This window comes from Azohydromonas australica DSM 1124 (assembly GCF_000430725.1).
In the GTDB taxonomy this organism is placed as follows: Bacteria; Pseudomonadota; Gammaproteobacteria; order Burkholderiales; family Burkholderiaceae_C; genus Azohydromonas; species Azohydromonas australica.
Genome location: NZ_AUMO01000080.1, coordinates 1 through 16,303, shown reverse-complemented (window position 1 = coordinate 16,303; position 16,303 = coordinate 1). Strand labels below are relative to the sequence as shown.

Below are 16,303 nucleotides of genomic sequence, written 5' to 3'. Positions count from 1 at the left end.
GGCGGCTGCTTACTCCACGCCCATCAACTGTGCGATGCGATCCATCACGGGCTTGATCTCAGCCCAAGCTTCGCGTGCTGCGGTGTGGTTCTTGACCTCCCACAGCACCTGGCCGCTGGCCTGGATCTGGGCGATGACCGTGCGGTCAGGGATGCGCGCCAGATCCTTGATCTCGGTCGGGTTGTCTTTCATGCCCATCAACTGCGCCCGGTACTCGGGAACCGCCAGCAACTTCTCCAGGTTGACCCGCTGGAAAGGGACCGGCTTCACAAGATTGGGCAACATGCCCAGGAACTTCAGTTCCTTGTTCAGCGTGGCACGGATGCGCCCGATGCCCACGCGCTTGCCGTTGAACAGGTCCGCAATGCCGTCGATGGACTCCTGGTTGAGCTGGATCGGTGCGAGCACGTAGTCGATCGAGACCATCGCGGCCAGCACGCGGATATCGGGGTTCGGGTTGGTGTCCACGACCACCACGTCGAACTTGCCTTCCATGCGGCGCAGGAAAGAGCGGAAATTGCCGGCAAACGCGTTGTGCTTGTCTGGCTGGCGCTCCAGGCTTTCCAGCGCATCCTTGTCACCCGGCACCAGCACGTACGGTGCGACCTCTACATCAGCCTTCGGGTCGGTCAGCAGCTTGTCGCTGGTGATGGACGCCATCGTGACCTTGCCGGACTGCGACAGCGGACGCACGAGGTTCTTCTGGTGATCCAGGTTGATGACCAGAACGCGCTTGCCACGCAGCAGCGCCAGGTAGTGCGCGAGCATCGTCGCGATGGCAGTCTTGCCAACGCCACCCTTCTGGGCGACCAGCATCAGGGACTTCAAGGTGCGAGTGCTCATGCGTTGCTCTCTGCCAGGATGGTTGTGATTTCTTCGGATGTGGCCTCGATGTCATTCACGGCCAGGAACTCGACCAACTGCGCGAGCGTGTAGCCCGCGCGCTGCAGCTTTACCAACTCGGGCCGGAGGGCAGCCAGGCGTACATTGCGCGGCGGCTGCTGCAGCATGAACTGATCGGCTGACACCTTCACTGCTTGAGCAGCAAGGTGCAGCTCCAAGATGCGCCGCTTCAGCGTACTGGCCTGGGGTGGCTTCACGTCGGCCTCCTGGGCTGCCGTGCTGGTCGGGATGCCGTCTACCAGCATGCGGCGCGCTAGCCTGATCGTGTGCTCCTGCATCGTTCCGCCTTTTGCGACAGCGGCCTCAAATTGCTCGGGTGTGAGGAGCTGCTTGCTCCGACTTGCCATATGAACCTCGTTGCTTCGGTGGTCCTTCGGTCTGCCCTGCGTGCTTGCAGGCCGAGCTTCCTGCAGCACAGGGCACCCGTGCAAATAAGTCATGAATTTTAACTTAACTTTTTGACAATGAATTGTTAACTAGCGCATATGTAGAAGCGCGATGTGCGCCAGATCAGTTATTGGGTATGCAGGCCGCGCCAAGCCACCGGTTTGGTGGCTTGGCCAACTGTTCGCCGGTCCATACGGCTCCAGGTGATCGGACTGCATGTCCAAGCCCTCGAAGTTGGCAGCGATAGACAGTAGCCAGCACAACCCGATGCGCCGGTGAAACTCCAGTAGGTCGCTCCAAAAGACGTGCCAGTGCGCGCGGCGTCTGTGGGGCTTCAGGCCGGGTCAGATACCGTTGCCGGAATCGCGCTTCTGTTCAGCTCGGTAGGCACGGAGGGTCACGGCCGCTGTGCCTTGAGTTCGGTCAGCTGCTCGCGCAGTTGCTGGTGCTCATGGTTGTTGGCTATCACTTGGCGGTTGGCGTCGCCGCGGTCGGATACGATGCCGCGGCGCTCCATCTGCACCGCTGCAGCGCCCATGTGGATCGTCGCTTCGCGCTCGATGCCCTGTTCCTTGAGGCTGCGCGCGTCGATGCGCTCGGGTCTGCCGGCCTGCGCCAGTGCCTCGTTGGCAAGGTCCTGCCACAGTTCGCGCACGGCCTTCACCTCCTCGGCAGCCCATCCCAGTCCGCGCGCGCGGCGCTCCCTGTCACTGAGTTCGATGGCGGTCTTCCCGCCCAGCATCAGCGCTCCGGACGCATCCCGGCGGACGACGCGCGTGGTGGTGAGGCAGTGCGCACCGTGGTTCCTGGCGTCGCCTTCGTGGGCGGGGGCATGGACCGCAAGGTTCACGGCTACGCCATACCGCTGCGCCAACTCGATGGCAAAGCGCCGGGCCAGCTCGTGGCGCTGCTGGGCATCGAGTTCGGCCGGCAGTGCCACCTCCCATTCCCGTGCAGTGCGGCCGTCCTTGCGTCTCTCGGCAGCCTCGGCGGCATTCCACAGCTCTTGGCGGTCGATGGTGCCGCCATCGGGCAGCAGGAGCTCGGCGCTCACCACGCCCACCTTGTGCGCGTGGTCGTGGACCTGACCGGTGCGCTCGTCCACCAGGCGGCACGCCGTGCGCTGGGCCGCCACGGCGACCGCTGAAGTGCCGGAGCTACGGCTGACCGATCTGGTGGTTGCATGAAAGATCGCCATGGCCTTTTGCCTCCTTCAGCATGGACGTCAACCGTACCAGCCAGCAGTCGCTGAGAGGCACACAGTGGTGCCTCTTTCACAACGACCAAAGACACGTTCCGGCCGTGCTGGCACCCCACCGGCAACTAGATTCCCTCGCGCTGTCCTTGCCTTCCATGCACCGGCGCCCGATTCGTGAGCGGTGCGTGAGGCGCGTGGAAGCGCAGGGCTGCGCTGTTTTCACGAGGCCCTGCGCGCGGCTTGATCCTGAGTCGGTGTGCCCACACATGAGGCCATTCGAATATCAGGGACCACAAATGACCGAAGAACTCCCGACCGGCTGGGTCAAGCCGGTGGCCAAGCCCACCCCGGAATCCATGAGGGCCCGCGTTGCCGAACTGCGCGCCGAGCTGACCGCAGCCGAAGGGCAGCTGCGCGAGATGGAAGAGGGCGCCCGGCTAGAGGCATTGGTGAAGGTGCACAACCTCATGCGGGCGTTCGAGCTGACGCCGGCGGACCTGGGGCTGGTGCCGGCTCCGAAGCGCCGCGGCCGGCCGCGAAAGACTGCGGCGTAGCCGCAGGACAGATAGGCCAGCCGAGGCTGGCCGTCTCGTGCGGTCGTTGGTGACGGGCGTTCTCAGAGTTCGACGCCCTTCACATTGGCCAGCGGCTGCAGCAGTTGCGGGTCGAAGTTCTGCAGCGGCTGCTGCGCGCGTACATGGCGCGGCCATGCGCGGTTGGCTAGCGCGGACTTGCCGATCGACACCAGGTCGGCGTCGCCTGATTGCAGCAGTCGCACCGCGATGCCGGGACTGCCCAGGCCGCCGTTGGCCATGACGGGGACCCCGCCGAAGCGCTTGGCGTAGTGGGCCAACGGGCGCCCGCCTTCCCAGGCCGGCTCGCTGGCGTGGTGCTCGGTGGTGTGGATGTAGTCCACACCGGTGCGGCCTAACGTCTCGAAGATAATGCGGGCATCCTCCTCGCGCCCGGCCCATTTGTGCTCGTAGTCGGACACCTTGGCCTGCGAGACCCGCACCCCGACGACGAAGTCCGGCCCGACTGCCCGGCGCACCGCCGCGCACACCTCTGCTATCAGGCGCACCCGGTTCTCGGTGGAGCCGCCGTAGGCGTCGGTGCGCACGTTCATGTAGTCGGTGAGGAACTGGTCCAGCAAGTAGCCGTTGGCGCCGTGCACTTCGACACCGTCGAAGCCCGCGTCCCGGGCCCGCTCGGCCGCACGCGCGAACAGCGCGATCACTTCGCGGATCTCCTCCGGAAACATGGCCCGCGGCGTCGGAAAGGGCCCGGAGCCGCGATAGATGCCCAGTTGCTCGCCCTTGGACGCCAGCGCCGACGGCCCCACCGTGTCGGTCTTGAAGCGGTTGCCCTGGGTCTGGGCACCGGCATGCATGAGCTGCATCACGATGCGCGCGCCAGCGGCGTGGACGCGCTCGACCACGGGGCGCCATGACTGGGCCTGCTCATCGTTAGCGATGCCAGGCTGGTTCAGGTAGCCCTGGCTCCAGGCCTCGTCCGGGTAGGTGCCCTCGGTGATGAGCAGCGCAAAACCCCCTTCGGCAAAGCGCTCGTAGTAGCGCACCATCTCGTCGGTCACCCGTCCGTCCGGCTCGGCGCTCGTGCGTGTCATCGGCGCGACCGCAATGCGGTTGGCGAGCTCCATCGCGCGGAGGGACAGAGGTTGATAAAGGATGTCGGTGTTCAGACGGGAATCGACGCTCATGTCCTGCTCCTGTTGGCCAAGGCGCGGGGGTCTTCGCTCGACTTCGCGTTTCGGTGACTACTGACTGACCTTGGCACGGCCTGCGCTAGCAAAGGCAAACCGCAGTCCTCAGCAGCCAGGGCTTGTCGGATCAAGGCACCCGGGAATTGCCTTGAGTCGCGATGCGTGGCTGCCGGGAAGAAAAAGCCGACACCAGCTGGGGCCGAAGCTGGCGACTCGCAAGCACCCTGCGGCCGCGCACGAAGCAGCTGCGTGACGTTATCCGAACCGCTGTCACCCTCGCTGCTCGCGCCAGCGCTCGCGCAGCATGAAAAGGTAGAGGCCTTCGACCTTTTCCCGCGCCCAGGGTGTCGTGCGTAGGAGCTTCCGGCTTGACGACACGCTGGGCTGGCTGCTGAAGCAGCGCACGGGCACCCGCTCGGCAAGGCCGGCCCAGCCGTAGTGGTCGGCCAGTGCCGTGACGATCATCTCCAGGGTGGCACCGTGCAGTGGGTTGCACGGCTGGGCGGGCGGGAGTGCGGTGTGGCTCATGGCGTATCCTCGCCGCGCCCTCCGTCATCCACGTCCGGGGGTAGAGGTGGTGCCTCATGCCCGGAAGGCCTCGATTGCTGGCGTTGGCTGTCGCCGACGAGGGCTCCGAACACAAAGTCCGCGGCCTGCATTGCAGCCGGACGCCTTGGGCCATGGCGCATACGCCAACCGCCGGCGCGAAACTAAAATAAACTTCCGAACAATCGGAGGTTTTTATGGCTGCCCAATTTGCCCTTGTGCCGACGGCCGAAGCCGCGTTCATTGCCGGTCTGTCCGACCGTCAGATGAACCGCGTGGTGGACGAGCATCTGGTGCCTGAAGTGCTTGTGGGCCAGCAAGGCAGCACGCGGCTGTTCACGCGGCTGTGCGCTGCGTTCGCGCGGTTCTACTTCGACACCGAGGATCTGCTCATCGCCGCGGCCCGCCGCCAGGTGCTGGAGGAACTCACCGGCCGCGTGACAAGCTCACCAGCCAGGGAAGCGGTGCTGGCGCTGGCGCAGGTGCCTGCGGAGCTGAGCTGGAAGGTCGAACGCTGCGCGGTGGAGATCGACGTCGCGCCGTACGTCTCGACCGCGCTGGTGCGCGCCAGGGAAGTGGACCAAGCCGAGGCGCTGATCACCACCGACGCGCAGGTCCTGGGTGGCGCACCCGTGTTCGCGGGCACGCGCGTGCCTATCGACAGCGTGCTGGCATCGCTGGACGCCGGCATCGAGCTGCCACGCCTGCAGGACTCCTTCCCGTTCCTGACCCAGGCCCATGTCGGGTCCGCCCGTGTCTACAGCGAGGTGCATCCGCGCCGCGGGCGGCCCCGCCGTCTGGGCGAGCTCAATCCGCAGGCCGTGCGCCGAAGCGCCCGCGTGGTCAGGGCCGCGCGCACATGAGGCTACGCCTGTTGATCGACGAGTGCCTGTCGCCGGAACTCGTGCAGCTGGCCGTGGCCGCCGGGCATGTGGAGTCCACCTGCGTGCGTGACCGCGGCTGGTCAGGCGTGAAGGACTGGAAGCTTGTCGTCCTGGCCGTGGAAGGCGACTACACGCTGGTGACTCACAACGCGGTGGACTTTCGCGGCGGTGGCCCGGGACGGCTCGGTGGCCAGCATGCGAAGCAGCCGATCCATGCCGGCCTCGTCTGCCTGAATTCGGTGTTCGTGATGGACCTGGAGCGCCAGCGTGACCTGTTCGCTCTGGCGCTGGAGGAGCTGGCCCGCCTGGGCGACTTGGTGAACCAGGCCCTGGAAGTGTTCGAGCTGGAGGACGGCGCGGTCGAGGTCGTCCTGTACGACATTCCCGAGCCCGACTGACGCTTCGATCGCACCCGCTGGGCTGGTCTCCGTCAAGCGTTCGATCTCCGGCGCCAGCGCACGCCCCCGGTGTCAGGGCAAGTAAGTCCTTGTCGCGCCTTGCAAAGCGGCCGCGATGCGGCTGGGGCCTTGAATCGACGTCAAGAAATTAGCCTTTGATTAGTGCCCTTATACGTGAACAAATTCCGCCTTGGACGGGAACCTGAAGGCGAGTCGCACACCTAGCTGCAGCCGGAGAGGAGGATGCTCTACGTGCAGGCCTGGGGAGCCGCGCTGCCCGTGCCGCACGCCAGCGGGCGCTGTAGCGCCTGGACAAGTCTGGGAAGGGGCAGGGCGGTCGGCTGGTCGAGGCGCGTGCCGGCAGTACGGTGCAGGTGTGGCATGTCTTGCCCACGGCTACCGCCGTGCCGTGCAGGGATGTCCGATCGGGCAAGGCGATGCCTGTGTGCTGCTGGCGCAGGTGCTGCCCTTCCTCTTGGACGAGGCGGCCACCGCGTAGGCAGGGGCCGCCTCTTCTCTTGCGGCCCGCATGCGGATGTGGGAACGCGGTGGGCTTGGCCGCACGCCCGCCGTTACCGCGCGCGCTGCCCACCCCCTTGCCAGGCCGTTGATTCAGCGGCCGGTGTCGGTGGCGCCCGGCCTCAGGCCGAAAGCCATCATCCGGTCTCCGGTGCCCACGTAGACCACACCGTCGGCGACGGCCGGTGAAGGGGTCAGCCGCTGCCCGACCGGCGCGATCTGGATACTGTGCAGCACGGTGCCGGTGCGGGCGTCCAGCGCGTACAGGCGGCCGTCTTCGGCGCCCAGGTAGACCACGCCGTTGGCCACGGCGGGTGAGGTGCGCACCGCGCCCACGGCGGCTTGCCGCCAGCGCAGGGCGCCTGTCCTCGCATCGATGGCCCAGAGCCCGCTGCCGTCGGAGCCGACGTAGAGCACGCCGTCGGCCAGGGCCGGGGTCGCGCGGTTGAAGTCCCCCGTCGGCGCCGTCCACAGCCGGGTGCCCGTGCGGCGGTCGAGCGCATGCAGCCGGCCGTGTCCGGCAAAGCCGGCGAGGCTGACGTAGACCACCTCGCCTTCCACGACCGGCGCCCCATAGATGATGTCTGAGCCGACCATACGGGACCAGAGCTGGCGGCCGCTGTTCGCGTCGTGAGCCGACATGCCGCCGCTGGAGTTGGTCACGTAGACGGCTCCATCCCCGGCGGTGAGCGGAGCGTATATCTCGTTGATAACACACGCGGATGGCGTGCCCGTGCATACCCTGCGGCTCCAGAGCAGCCGGCCGCTGGCTGGATCGCGCGCTTCCAAGTTGGGCCCGTCGGGCGTGGTGGTGAAAAGCTTGCCGTCTGCCAGCGTTGGGGTCATGGCGGTGGCGCAGAAGGAGGTCCCGGCGCGCCAGCGCACAGCGCCGGTGCGAGCGTCAAAGGCCGTCATGCGGCCCAGGGACGGCGCGTACACCCGGCCCTGCGCCACGGCGGGCGTCGTTTCACACACGGTCGGGGATCGCAGAGGCTGGGTCCAGCGCCGCGCTCCGGTGGCCGCGTCCAGCGCCAGCAGGAGGCCCCTTTGCGCGAGGTCCGAGGTCAGGATGTACACCATGCCGTCGGCCACTACCGGCGATCCCGTGTCGAAGGTGAGTCCGGACGGCACGTTCCACAACAGCCGCAAGCGCGCCACGTTGTCCGGGCCCAGCACGTTTTCGTGCGGTACCTCGCCATGCCGGAAGGAGCCGCGATGGAACTGCGGCCAGTTGCTGCGCACAAGAAAGAGAGTCGTCGCGCGGGTGCCGCTGCTGCGGCCTACCGCGGCGATGGGGCGGCGGCCGGGCAGCGCGACGGCTGGAATCTCGACGTCGTCGGCCCGGAACGCTCCTTCGGCATTGGCGCGGGCCACGCCGAGCGAGGTGTCGTCGTAGCGCAGCTCCACCGTCTCGAAGGCGCCCATGCCGCTGCCGCGCAGGTCCACTTTCGTGGCGGGCTCACCCACCTGGGGCTGCACGGCCAGCGTGGCGGCGTGAGCCAGGGGAACGGTTGCCAGCAGGGCAGCCCCCATCAGCCGTGGCAGCACGGCCCTCGTTCCCGTCAGAAGGTCTTGAATCCCGTTCATGTGCTGCTCCGTTTGCACACACAAACGTAGTGCCGGGTTCAAAGACGGAGGTAACTTGTTGAAGCATCATGACGCAAGTTGCCGTCTGGGTACCTCCAGGCGTGCGAAGGAGTGCGCGCGAGGGCCCTGCCGCCTACAGGCGCCCGGGCCCACCGGCAGCTTTGCCAGGGTCTACTGCGAAGCTTCAGCGGGGCGGGCTGCCGGCGCCCGGCCTCAAACCGAAGGGGGAGCGGCTGCGCGGCCTATGGCTACTGCGCCGCCTCCACGGACGTCGCCAGCTGTGTTGGCACGATGCCGCGCTCTCAGGAAGCGGTCACGCCGAGCTGCCACAGTTGCGAGGCCGAGTCCCGCGCACCCCAGCGGCGCTTGATCTTGCCGCTCTCAATCTCGAAGAACTCCATGGCGACCAGCTCGTAGGACTTGCCAGTGGGCTCATGCCCGAAGGCCGGCCTGGTGAAGGTGCGCGTCTCGGTGTACCTGGCGGCCACGATGCGTCCCTCGGCCACGAGCTCCTCGATGCGCAGCTGCATGCCGTAGCCCTCGATGAGCTGGCGCCAGACGGGCTCGCTCCTCTCGAACAGGCCGTGGCCCATGACGCCCTGGATCTGCGCGTCGTCGGCCAGCAGGCCGCACAGAGCCTGCGGGTCTCCACGGTTGAACGCCTCCACGTAGCGGATGACGACGGCCTTGTTTTCTTCTCCGGGTGACACGGGCTTTCTACCTCATGCAGTGGCCGCGCCAAGTTTGCCGGACGCAAGTACCGCAGCGCCAGCCACGGCGACCCGGGTGGGGGCGGCGGCAATGCGAAAGATCCGGGCTGCGCGGTGCGCGACCCCGAACGCAGCGCGCGCCGCAGGCGTCACGGCCGATGGACCCGGCTGCTGTACGCGGGGAAGGGTGTGCAGGTAACGCTACGCCGCTGCGCACCATGCCAGCGCGCACAGCGCGGCCAACAGCGCCACCCAGAGCAGGAAGGCGGCCGCAGCCGCCAACCGCCGCCGGGTGCCCAGCGTGATGCAAAACACCGCCCAGGCCCGTACGCACCAGACCACGCCGGCCACCCAGAATGCATCAGCGAGAATACCCGCGGGCAGTGCCGGACCCCGCGCGACGTTTGCGCTCAGGATGCCCGCGGCGGGCAAGGCCTCGCTGCCGCGCTGCACCTGCTCGAGCACCCAGCCAAAGACATCGGGCTGCACCACCTGGGTGCCGATGAAGATCACGAATGCGCCCGCGCAGAAATACAGCGACGCCCCGCCGTAGAGGTAGGCGAAGGGTGCCGTGACGCGGCGCCAGCCGGGAGCGCGCCGCACCAGGCGCCACGCCAGGGCCAGCAAGCTCGACAGCGCCGCGCCCACCAGCAGCCCGAGGGTGATGCCGGCGGCCAGCCACCGGCCCAGCGGCCGATCCAGCACCAGACCCAGCAGCAGCTCGCCCAGCATCAGGCACAGCAGCAACATGCCCAGTGTTCGCGGCAGTGCCAGGTCGCTACCCGCGTCCGTGGCGTTGCCCATGCGCCGCAGGATCAGGGCGCGGAGGTGGGCCAGCAGTTCCCCGAGGTCCGCCACCAGGGAGCTCGGCCAGCGCCGCCACGGCGTGCGCTGTGCGTGAGGGCCGATTCGGGCAAGCCCGTACCGCAAGGCAAGCACGTCGATGAGCGTGGCGGTGTCGGCGTTCCAGCGGTCGTTGGCCAGTACCACAGCCTGGCAGCGTGCGAAGTGCTGCATCGACGGCGGGAGGTTCTGCGGCCCGGGCATGCGCGTGCCTTCCAGCAGCACCGGGATGAGCGGCTTGCCATGGGCCAGCGCCAGCTCGATCTCGCGCCGCACGAAATCGTGCGGATCATCCAGGCGGCGGCTGCCGCTGCTGGCGGCCGCACGCAACCACCCAGGGCCTACCAGCGCCAGCACCACCGTGGCGCCTGCCAGCGCGCGCTCCAGTGTCTGGACGAAGTCGGCGCCGGCGCATGGCGGGCAAGGAGGGCGACGTAGCGTGCGGGACAGCAGCTGTGCATTGATGCCCTGGTCAGCGTTGGCACCGGCGGCGTTTGGCCGCAGCCACGAGCGTGCCGCCGGCCAGCATCAGGCCCATCGTCCCGGGCTCGGGCACCGGCGTGGCGAGAAAGAAGCGGTACTCGTTGTCCGCGATGCGGCCCAGGCCCAGGATGCGTCCGCGGTTGTCGATGGCGTAGGTCTGCAGCAGCTGCCACGGCACGTCGCTCGGGCGCTTGAGACTGTCGAGCGTGGCGAACTGCCCGTTGGCGAACAGGTTGGCACCGTAGATCATCGGGTCGCCGGACTCGTCGAAGAAGTCACCGACCGCCTGGCCCTTCTCGTTCATGTCCACGCCGAAGTAGTTGCCGCCCGACACGAGGGTGTAGCGGCCGCTGTCGTAGACGTAGGCGCCCCATTCGTCATTGGAGTCCTTGTCCCGGTTGATCGAATAGCCGACGAAGAGCTGGCCGGCGTTGTTGAGCGTGAAGGCTTGCAGGCCAAATTCGTCGCCGACGGGCATTTCGACCGGCAGGGCCGGCAGCGTGGTGACGACGCCGTGGCGCAGCAGCAGCGGATGGTTGTCGCCGCTGCCACCGGCTATCTCGTCACGGTCGTTCAAGGCGCCGAGCACCGTGTCGCGCGGCAGCAGCTCGTCCAGGTAACGGCTCTGGTGTCCGTCGTAGAAAAACGCGCGTCGGGCCTGGCCCTCTTCCTGCGTGTAGCCCACCGCATGGCCGGCGTTGTTGATGTCCAGCACCCGGGCCTGGCCACGCGCGTCCTCGGGCAGCGGCAGCAGCGACAGCTGTCCATGGCTGTAGATGAAGGGTCGTACCCCTTCGCTTCGGAAGACGTGGCCCACCACCTCGCCGCGATTGTTCACCTCGCGCAGGTCGCTGAAGCCGCCCAGGCTGTCCAGCGCGCCCAGGAGCTCGAAGCGGCCACCGCGGTAGAGCGCCAGCTGCTGCTGCAAAGTGCCGTTGTCGGTCGCCAGGCCGGCGATGGCACCGCGGTCGTTCATCGACGCAGGCCCGAAGGTGAAGCCGGAGGGCGCGGTGTCGAAGAGATCGACGCGGTAGGAGGGCAGGGCGGCCTGCGCTGCCAGGGGTTGCGCGCCTTGAAGGACCAAGGCAGTAAGGCTCCATAACCAGGCTTTCATGGGGCAACTCCTCAAGTCATCCGCAACAGCGGGCCCGCCGGCTCACTGCCGGTTGAAGGCGTCGCAAGCTACTCCTCGCGCCGGGCCGGGCGGCGTATTCAGACGTAAGCCTCGGCTCGATCCGCTAGGCCAGGGGCCCAGCACTGCCCTGATCGCGGCATGCCCGCCGGCGGGACGTGCCCGATTGTTTATGGCTGAGCACACGAACTGCTGTGCTGCACTGCGGTAGCCCGACCCCTGTTGATGTCGTCGAAGCCGCTGGAAACTTTCCTGCCGCCGCACGAGCAATCGCGTGTAGACCTGTGCGAGCTGCTGCAGACGCTGGCGCACGCGCCCGCGCCAGGTAGAACAGCGCACAATGGCGCCTGTGACGCGCTGCGATGGCGATGCGATCTGCGAGCGCTTTGACGCCTTTTCGTTAGCGCCGGGCGGACTCCGCTCAACCCCCAAGCCAGCTCATACCGGATGGGTTTTGTGATGGACACGCCGCTGTGCTGAGCACAAATGCTGCGGGAAACGCCACGCTGGTAACTTGTTCAGGGCGGGCAAGCGGGTAAAGGCCACGCTGCAGCAAGCCAGCGAACCTCTGGGGAGGTGCCGATGCATCAGGGCTTCCAGCCCAGACTCCGGGCTTAGGGCCTGGGCTGACACTGGCAGGACAAGGAACTGACCAGGGACTCCACGGCGGGGTACCGAGCGGTGGCACATGCAAGGCCGCAGTACCTGCGGCTTGCGTCCTTAATGTGGGTTTGCATTTGACCTTGCTCGCCCGCCCGGGCCGGCGCACGCTCACGGGTTGCAGCCCGGTAGCTGCACGGGAGTACCCACGCCATGCATGCTGTCCACGCCTTCCTGCGCGGCGGCCGCCTTGTCGCTGCCACCCTTTGCTGCCTGCTGGCCCTGGGTCCAGCCGGCACGCAGGCCGATCCTGTGGCCCCCAGGTACGAGATCAGGAACCTTGGCCGCCTCCCGGGCATGGTGTCGGTCGAGGCCACAGCCGTCAGCAACCAAGGCTCGGTCGTGGGCTCAGGCAAGAACCGCAGCGGCCTGCGGCAAGCCTTTATCGTCCGCGACGGGGAAATGCAGCCGCTGCCCGCTCTGGCCGACGGACACGACAGCCTGGTGTTCGGCATCAACAACCTCGACGTTGCCACGGGCGTGGCTGAGAACGCAGCAGGCCGATTTCGGGCGGTCGTGTTCCGCGGCGGCCAAACCGAGGAGCTCTTCGGCCTGCCATTGACCGGCACCGCCTCAGGCTACGCCATCAACGACGTCGGTACGGTGGTCGGCATGGCCGACTCCCGGCCCTACATCCATGAGGCCGCAGGCACCAGTTGGATTGATATCCCGGGCAGCATTAGTCCAATAGTCCAGGCCCTCAACAATGCTGGCCAAGTTCTGCTCAACGAATACGGCTTGCCCGGGCGCTTCTACGTCTACGACAACGGCCGCGCGACCACGGTGGTGGGCATTGGCGAGCCCGAATACTTCCTGGCCACCGATATCAACGACGCTGGCCAGATCGTTGGCTACGCTTTCATCAACAGCCGCACCCGCACCTTCATCTACAGTGGCGGCCGCTACCGACTGCTGCCCGACCTGCCCGACGGCCTTGGCTTCCAGGGGATGCGCATCAACAACCGAGGGTGGGTCGTGGGCAACCGCCTGACAGGAGGACGCGTCGATCCTTTCCTGTACCGCAGCGGAGTCATGTACGACCTGCGCAGCCTGATGCGGCCGGCCAGCGCCTCGCACTGGCTGACTCTCTTCGTGCGCGACATGAACGACCGGGGGCAGATCATCGGCGTCGGCAGCTACCAAAGGGTCAACGCTGTCTATCTGCGCTCCTTCATCGCCAGCCCAGTGCCTCAGAATCCAACGGCTGGGCAGTGATGCTGACCGGACTGGGGCGCAGGGATGAAATCGTGTGTCGCCTGCAGCGTCACCTGTTCGAGGAATGCCAGGCTTGCACCAGCCACTGCAGGCGCAAGCTCTGGTGCGCCGATATCGTCGGTCCTGGATCCATGCAGCCAAGCACGTTACCGCAACAGCCGCAGGGCAGCCACGACATCAAGGGCGAACGAGGCAATGGGAGGTCGCAGCCCCCGTGACGGTGCCGTTGAAACGACTTGGAAACCACTGCGCCGATTGTGTTTACATGCGCAACAAAAGACCCCATCTGCCTGGGCGATCGAACCGTGGCTCGGCAATTCGCCATGAAAAACTGCCCATGATCTTGTGTGGCCTTACATGAGGCTGCCTTCTGGTTTGGGCGTGGTGCTGCTGGCCGTGCGGACGTGCCGGTGCACATTGAGCGTGGCGTGCCGCGGCTGCGGCTGCGGCGGCTGCCGCTGTGTCGGGTGGACGCTGGATCGATTGCGCTGTACTGCCCGAGCCGGACACGGCTGCCCGCCAACACTCGGGCGTTCGTGGATTTCATGGGGAGCGGTGCACCCGGGAGTGGCTCATGGAGCGTCTGGAGGGCGGCGGGGCGTAGCCGGGAAGTTGGATTCCAGGGCCTTTGAGTTCAGCGTGTCGGGACGATGGCCGCTGGCGTCCGGCGCCTCGCGAGTCCCGGCCCCGGCCGTTTGCGCTCGCGCCGCTTGTACCAGCGCCATCGCAGCCCAGGCGCTGGCGTCCAGCACCTCCTCAACGGTGGCACCGGCCACGTCGCGCAGCGACAGCACGGCCTCGGGCCCGGCCACCATCGCAAGCGCCTGTGCCAAGCGCTTGCGGGCCGCAGGGGGCAACTCGTTTCTAAGCGCCTCGACGAGGGGCCCGATGTACTGCAGCCGCCGAGCGGGCCTTGGTGGCCGTGCATCCGGGGTGTTGTCCAGCCACACGCTCATGAACGAGCGCTCCATGACGTGCAGCGCCGCTTCGTCTTGCACCAGCAGCCGGTTGAAGTCGCGCACGGCTCGGCCAATGGCTTGCACGGGGTCATCACCGGGCCGGAACACCTCGTCCAGCGGCGGCACCGAGCGCTCGAACAAGGCTTCGCTGAGCAGCGCCTCCACCGAGGCGTAGTAGCGGTAGGCCGTGGCGCGCGACACCAGTGCCCGCTCTGCGACCTCGGCGAAGGTCGGCTGTGCCCCCTCGTCGTGCAACGCCAGCACGGCTTCGATGAGCGCACGCTGTGTGCGCCGGCGCTGGTTGACGCGGCCCTGCGTGTCGGGCGCCTGCGCGGCAATTCCGGCAGGCGCTGCGGCGGCTGCGGGGCGGGATACACGTGCACTTGACTTGAAGGCGACCATGATTTATCAATGAGACACATGTCTCATGAAAAGGCGTGTGTCTCATTATAGGTGTGGTTCCCTGTCAAGCCAGCCCGAAAGGAGTGAGCGATGAATGCCCTGACGCGCGAGCAATTCGACCGCATGATCGACCGCCATTTCCAGTACGAGGCCGAAGACGACGTGGCCGGAGTGCTTAGCACCATGGCTGATAAGCTGGAGCACGAAGTGGTGGGCTCGCCCACCGGGCCGGTGCACGGACGGGAGGCGGCGCGCGCGTTCTACGAAGCGCTGTTCGCCGACCTGCACGGCGAGAAGGTGACCTCGCTGCGGCGCTACTACGGTCCGGACTTCGTGGTGGACGAGAGCCTGTGGGAAGGCACGGCGCCGGGCACGCCTTTCGGCATCCCGGGCCACGGCAGGCGGTTGAGCTTTCGCCTGCTGCACATCTTCGACATGGCCGAAGACGGCCGTATCAGGCGCGAGAACGTCTGGCTGGACTTGGCGGCCATCCTGCGCCAGCTTGGGGCTGTAACGGGAAACTGACTTCCAGTCATGCGCGCCCGCGTCGCTGCCAACGGTACGGTGCTCGAAACTGCCTTGCTGGGCGACCATGGCGAAGCCGACACGATCGATGCGTAGGCCGGTCAGCTGCGGGAAGTGCTTGTCGATGACTTGTACGGCACGCTGAATGCTCCGTACCAGCGCCTGCGTGCGAAAGTGGTCAATCATTGACCGTCTGGCATGCAGACCGCGGGTGCCGCTGTGCTGCAGACGCGATGTGCTTCCAGGACGGGTTGCTGAAAGGCTACCGGGTCCGACCGGTTTTCAGGGCGAACTGCGGGGTGGTTGCTTCTTCTCCCTCCCTCCTCCTTCTTTTTCCCAGCCCGCGCCGCTTCTTGCGGCCGCCCTTTCTCTTTCACGTCTGGCCGCCAGCGCAGCAGCGCTGCGCGGCATCAGGCACTCGTCTAAAGCCGCCGGCACTGTCGGGCCTACCGAGCCGGCGGACATGGCATGGCGCTTCCCCAGGCAATGCTCGGTGCTCGGCGCGCCCAGGGCTGACAACACCCTCTTGACCCTGTGCTCGTGGGTACGGTGCTGCTGGTGCTGCACGGCAACACCGACGCGGTGGTGTCGGTACGCAACGCCGACGCGGCGACCGAACTGTAGGCACAGGGCACCCATGCACAAAGTTGCAGGCAGCGAGAGGCCCGCTGCGAACAGCGGTCGCGCCATGCACGTCACGCACTACAAGGGCGACCGCCGCACCATTGCCACCTTATGTCGGGCCCAGGAACTGGGCCATGCGGAGACCCACGGCAATGCTTCAACTACGCGCAGGAACCGGATGCCTGGCAACTGGTCTGGCGTTTCGTGGGCTCGCAGTTCGATGCCGGGTGAGGGCAGCCGTGGTGCAACGACCCGGTGAGTGATAACGATGCCTGCCCTCCAGTAGCGGTCAGTGGGAGGTTGCGGCAGCGGCGCCCTTGTCAAAAGCGCTGTGTCAACTACAGGGCCGGCGCGGGCGTTGAGGAGACAAGTGGTCAGCAGGTCGAATGAACCGGGTTGCAACGCAGCTACGCTGCCGACTCGGTACCCGAACTACAGCAGGCTTTTGCAGCGAAGGAGGGCACCATGCACACTGCAGCGAGCATCAGCACCACGGCTTCTATCCCGAGCACCAGCGTCAAGCAGGCCAACGGCTTTCAACTGCGGTTCAACAGCCTGTTTACTCGGCGTGCTCTGAGTTTTCCCTGTGATGCCAGCGGTGTCGT

Annotated in this window: 15 protein-coding genes; 5 read left to right on the top strand and 10 right to left on the bottom strand. The window is 66.8% G+C overall.

Annotated elements, in window-relative coordinates:
- Positions 1-9: 9 nt before the first annotated feature.
- The 3 genes from H537_RS0113565 to H537_RS42860 form a co-directional block, all read right to left on the bottom strand.
- Positions 10-843, bottom strand: coding sequence for a ParA family protein (locus H537_RS0113565; protein ID WP_238446687.1), 834 nt, complete (start codon positions 841-843; stop codon positions 10-12).
- Positions 840-1,181, bottom strand: coding sequence for a hypothetical protein (locus H537_RS0113560; protein WP_156901679.1), 342 nt, complete (start codon positions 1,179-1,181; stop codon positions 840-842). The genes H537_RS0113565 and H537_RS0113560 overlap by 4 nt, the downstream gene beginning before the upstream one ends.
- Positions 1,182-1,687: 506 nt before the next feature.
- Positions 1,688-2,488 carry a MobA/MobL family protein gene (locus H537_RS42860; protein ID WP_051242562.1) on the bottom strand — a complete coding sequence of 267 codons (801 nt, stop codon included), beginning with the start codon at positions 2,486-2,488 and terminating at the stop codon, positions 1,688-1,690.
- 296 nt (positions 2,489-2,784) lie between these two features.
- Between H537_RS42860 and H537_RS0113550 the strand changes: the two genes are divergently transcribed.
- Positions 2,785-3,042, top strand: coding sequence for a hypothetical protein (locus H537_RS0113550; RefSeq protein ID WP_028998353.1), 258 nt, complete (start codon positions 2,785-2,787; stop codon positions 3,040-3,042).
- A gap of 62 nt (positions 3,043-3,104) precedes the next feature.
- Here H537_RS0113550 and H537_RS0113545 read toward each other — a convergent pair whose 3' ends face one another.
- Both H537_RS0113545 and H537_RS0113540 read right to left on the bottom strand, forming a co-directional pair.
- Entirely contained in the window at positions 3,105-4,208 is a 1,104-nt protein-coding gene (locus tag H537_RS0113545; protein WP_043458771.1) for an oxidoreductase, read from the bottom strand.
- 273 nt (positions 4,209-4,481) lie between these two features.
- Positions 4,482-4,739 (bottom strand): VF530 family DNA-binding protein, encoded by a 258-nt coding sequence (locus H537_RS0113540; protein ID WP_028998351.1) that lies wholly within the window; start codon positions 4,737-4,739, stop codon positions 4,482-4,484.
- A 215-nt stretch (positions 4,740-4,954) separates the two neighbouring features.
- Between H537_RS0113540 and H537_RS0113535 the strand changes: the two genes are divergently transcribed.
- Together H537_RS0113535 and H537_RS0113530 are read left to right on the top strand one after the other, a co-directional pair.
- Positions 4,955-5,620, top strand: coding sequence for a DUF433 domain-containing protein (locus H537_RS0113535; protein ID WP_028998350.1), 666 nt, complete (start codon positions 4,955-4,957; stop codon positions 5,618-5,620).
- Entirely contained in the window at positions 5,617-6,039 is a 423-nt protein-coding gene (locus H537_RS0113530) for a DUF5615 family PIN-like protein (RefSeq protein ID WP_028998349.1), read from the top strand. The genes H537_RS0113535 and H537_RS0113530 overlap by 4 nt, the downstream gene beginning before the upstream one ends.
- Positions 6,040-6,651: 612 nt before the next feature.
- Here H537_RS0113530 and H537_RS0113520 read toward each other — a convergent pair.
- From H537_RS0113520 to H537_RS0113505, 4 genes are all read right to left on the bottom strand, one after another.
- Positions 6,652-8,145 carry an outer membrane protein assembly factor BamB family protein gene (locus H537_RS0113520; protein ID WP_084150652.1) on the bottom strand — a complete coding sequence of 498 codons (1,494 nt, stop codon included), beginning with the start codon at positions 8,143-8,145 and terminating at the stop codon, positions 6,652-6,654.
- A gap of 302 nt (positions 8,146-8,447) precedes the next feature.
- Positions 8,448-8,855: an ester cyclase gene (locus H537_RS0113515; RefSeq protein ID WP_028998347.1), complete on the bottom strand. Its 408-nt coding sequence runs from the start codon at positions 8,853-8,855 to the stop codon at positions 8,448-8,450.
- 201 nt (positions 8,856-9,056) lie between these two features.
- Entirely contained in the window at positions 9,057-10,055 is a 999-nt protein-coding gene (locus H537_RS54925) for a hypothetical protein (protein WP_156901678.1), read from the bottom strand.
- A gap of 115 nt (positions 10,056-10,170) precedes the next feature.
- Positions 10,171-11,295 carry a PEP-CTERM sorting domain-containing protein gene (locus tag H537_RS0113505; RefSeq protein ID WP_084150650.1) on the bottom strand — a complete coding sequence of 375 codons (1,125 nt, stop codon included), beginning with the start codon at positions 11,293-11,295 and terminating at the stop codon, positions 10,171-10,173.
- 831 nt (positions 11,296-12,126) lie between these two features.
- Here H537_RS0113505 and H537_RS0113500 point away from each other — a divergent pair.
- A complete protein-coding gene (locus tag H537_RS0113500; RefSeq protein ID WP_156901677.1) occupies positions 12,127-13,188 on the top strand; it encodes a hypothetical protein in 1,062 nt (353 codons plus the stop codon).
- A 572-nt stretch (positions 13,189-13,760) separates the two neighbouring features.
- On the opposite strand, the gene H537_RS42850 is transcribed toward H537_RS0113500, so the two are convergent.
- Complete coding sequence (locus H537_RS42850; protein ID WP_064735970.1) at positions 13,761-14,549, bottom strand: TetR/AcrR family transcriptional regulator; 789 nt, start codon at positions 14,547-14,549, stop codon at positions 13,761-13,763.
- 90 nt (positions 14,550-14,639) lie between these two features.
- Between H537_RS42850 and H537_RS0113490 the strand changes: the two genes are divergently transcribed.
- Entirely contained in the window at positions 14,640-15,074 is a 435-nt protein-coding gene (locus tag H537_RS0113490; RefSeq protein ID WP_028998343.1) for an ester cyclase, read from the top strand.
- Positions 15,075-16,303: the final 1,229 nt, after the last annotated feature.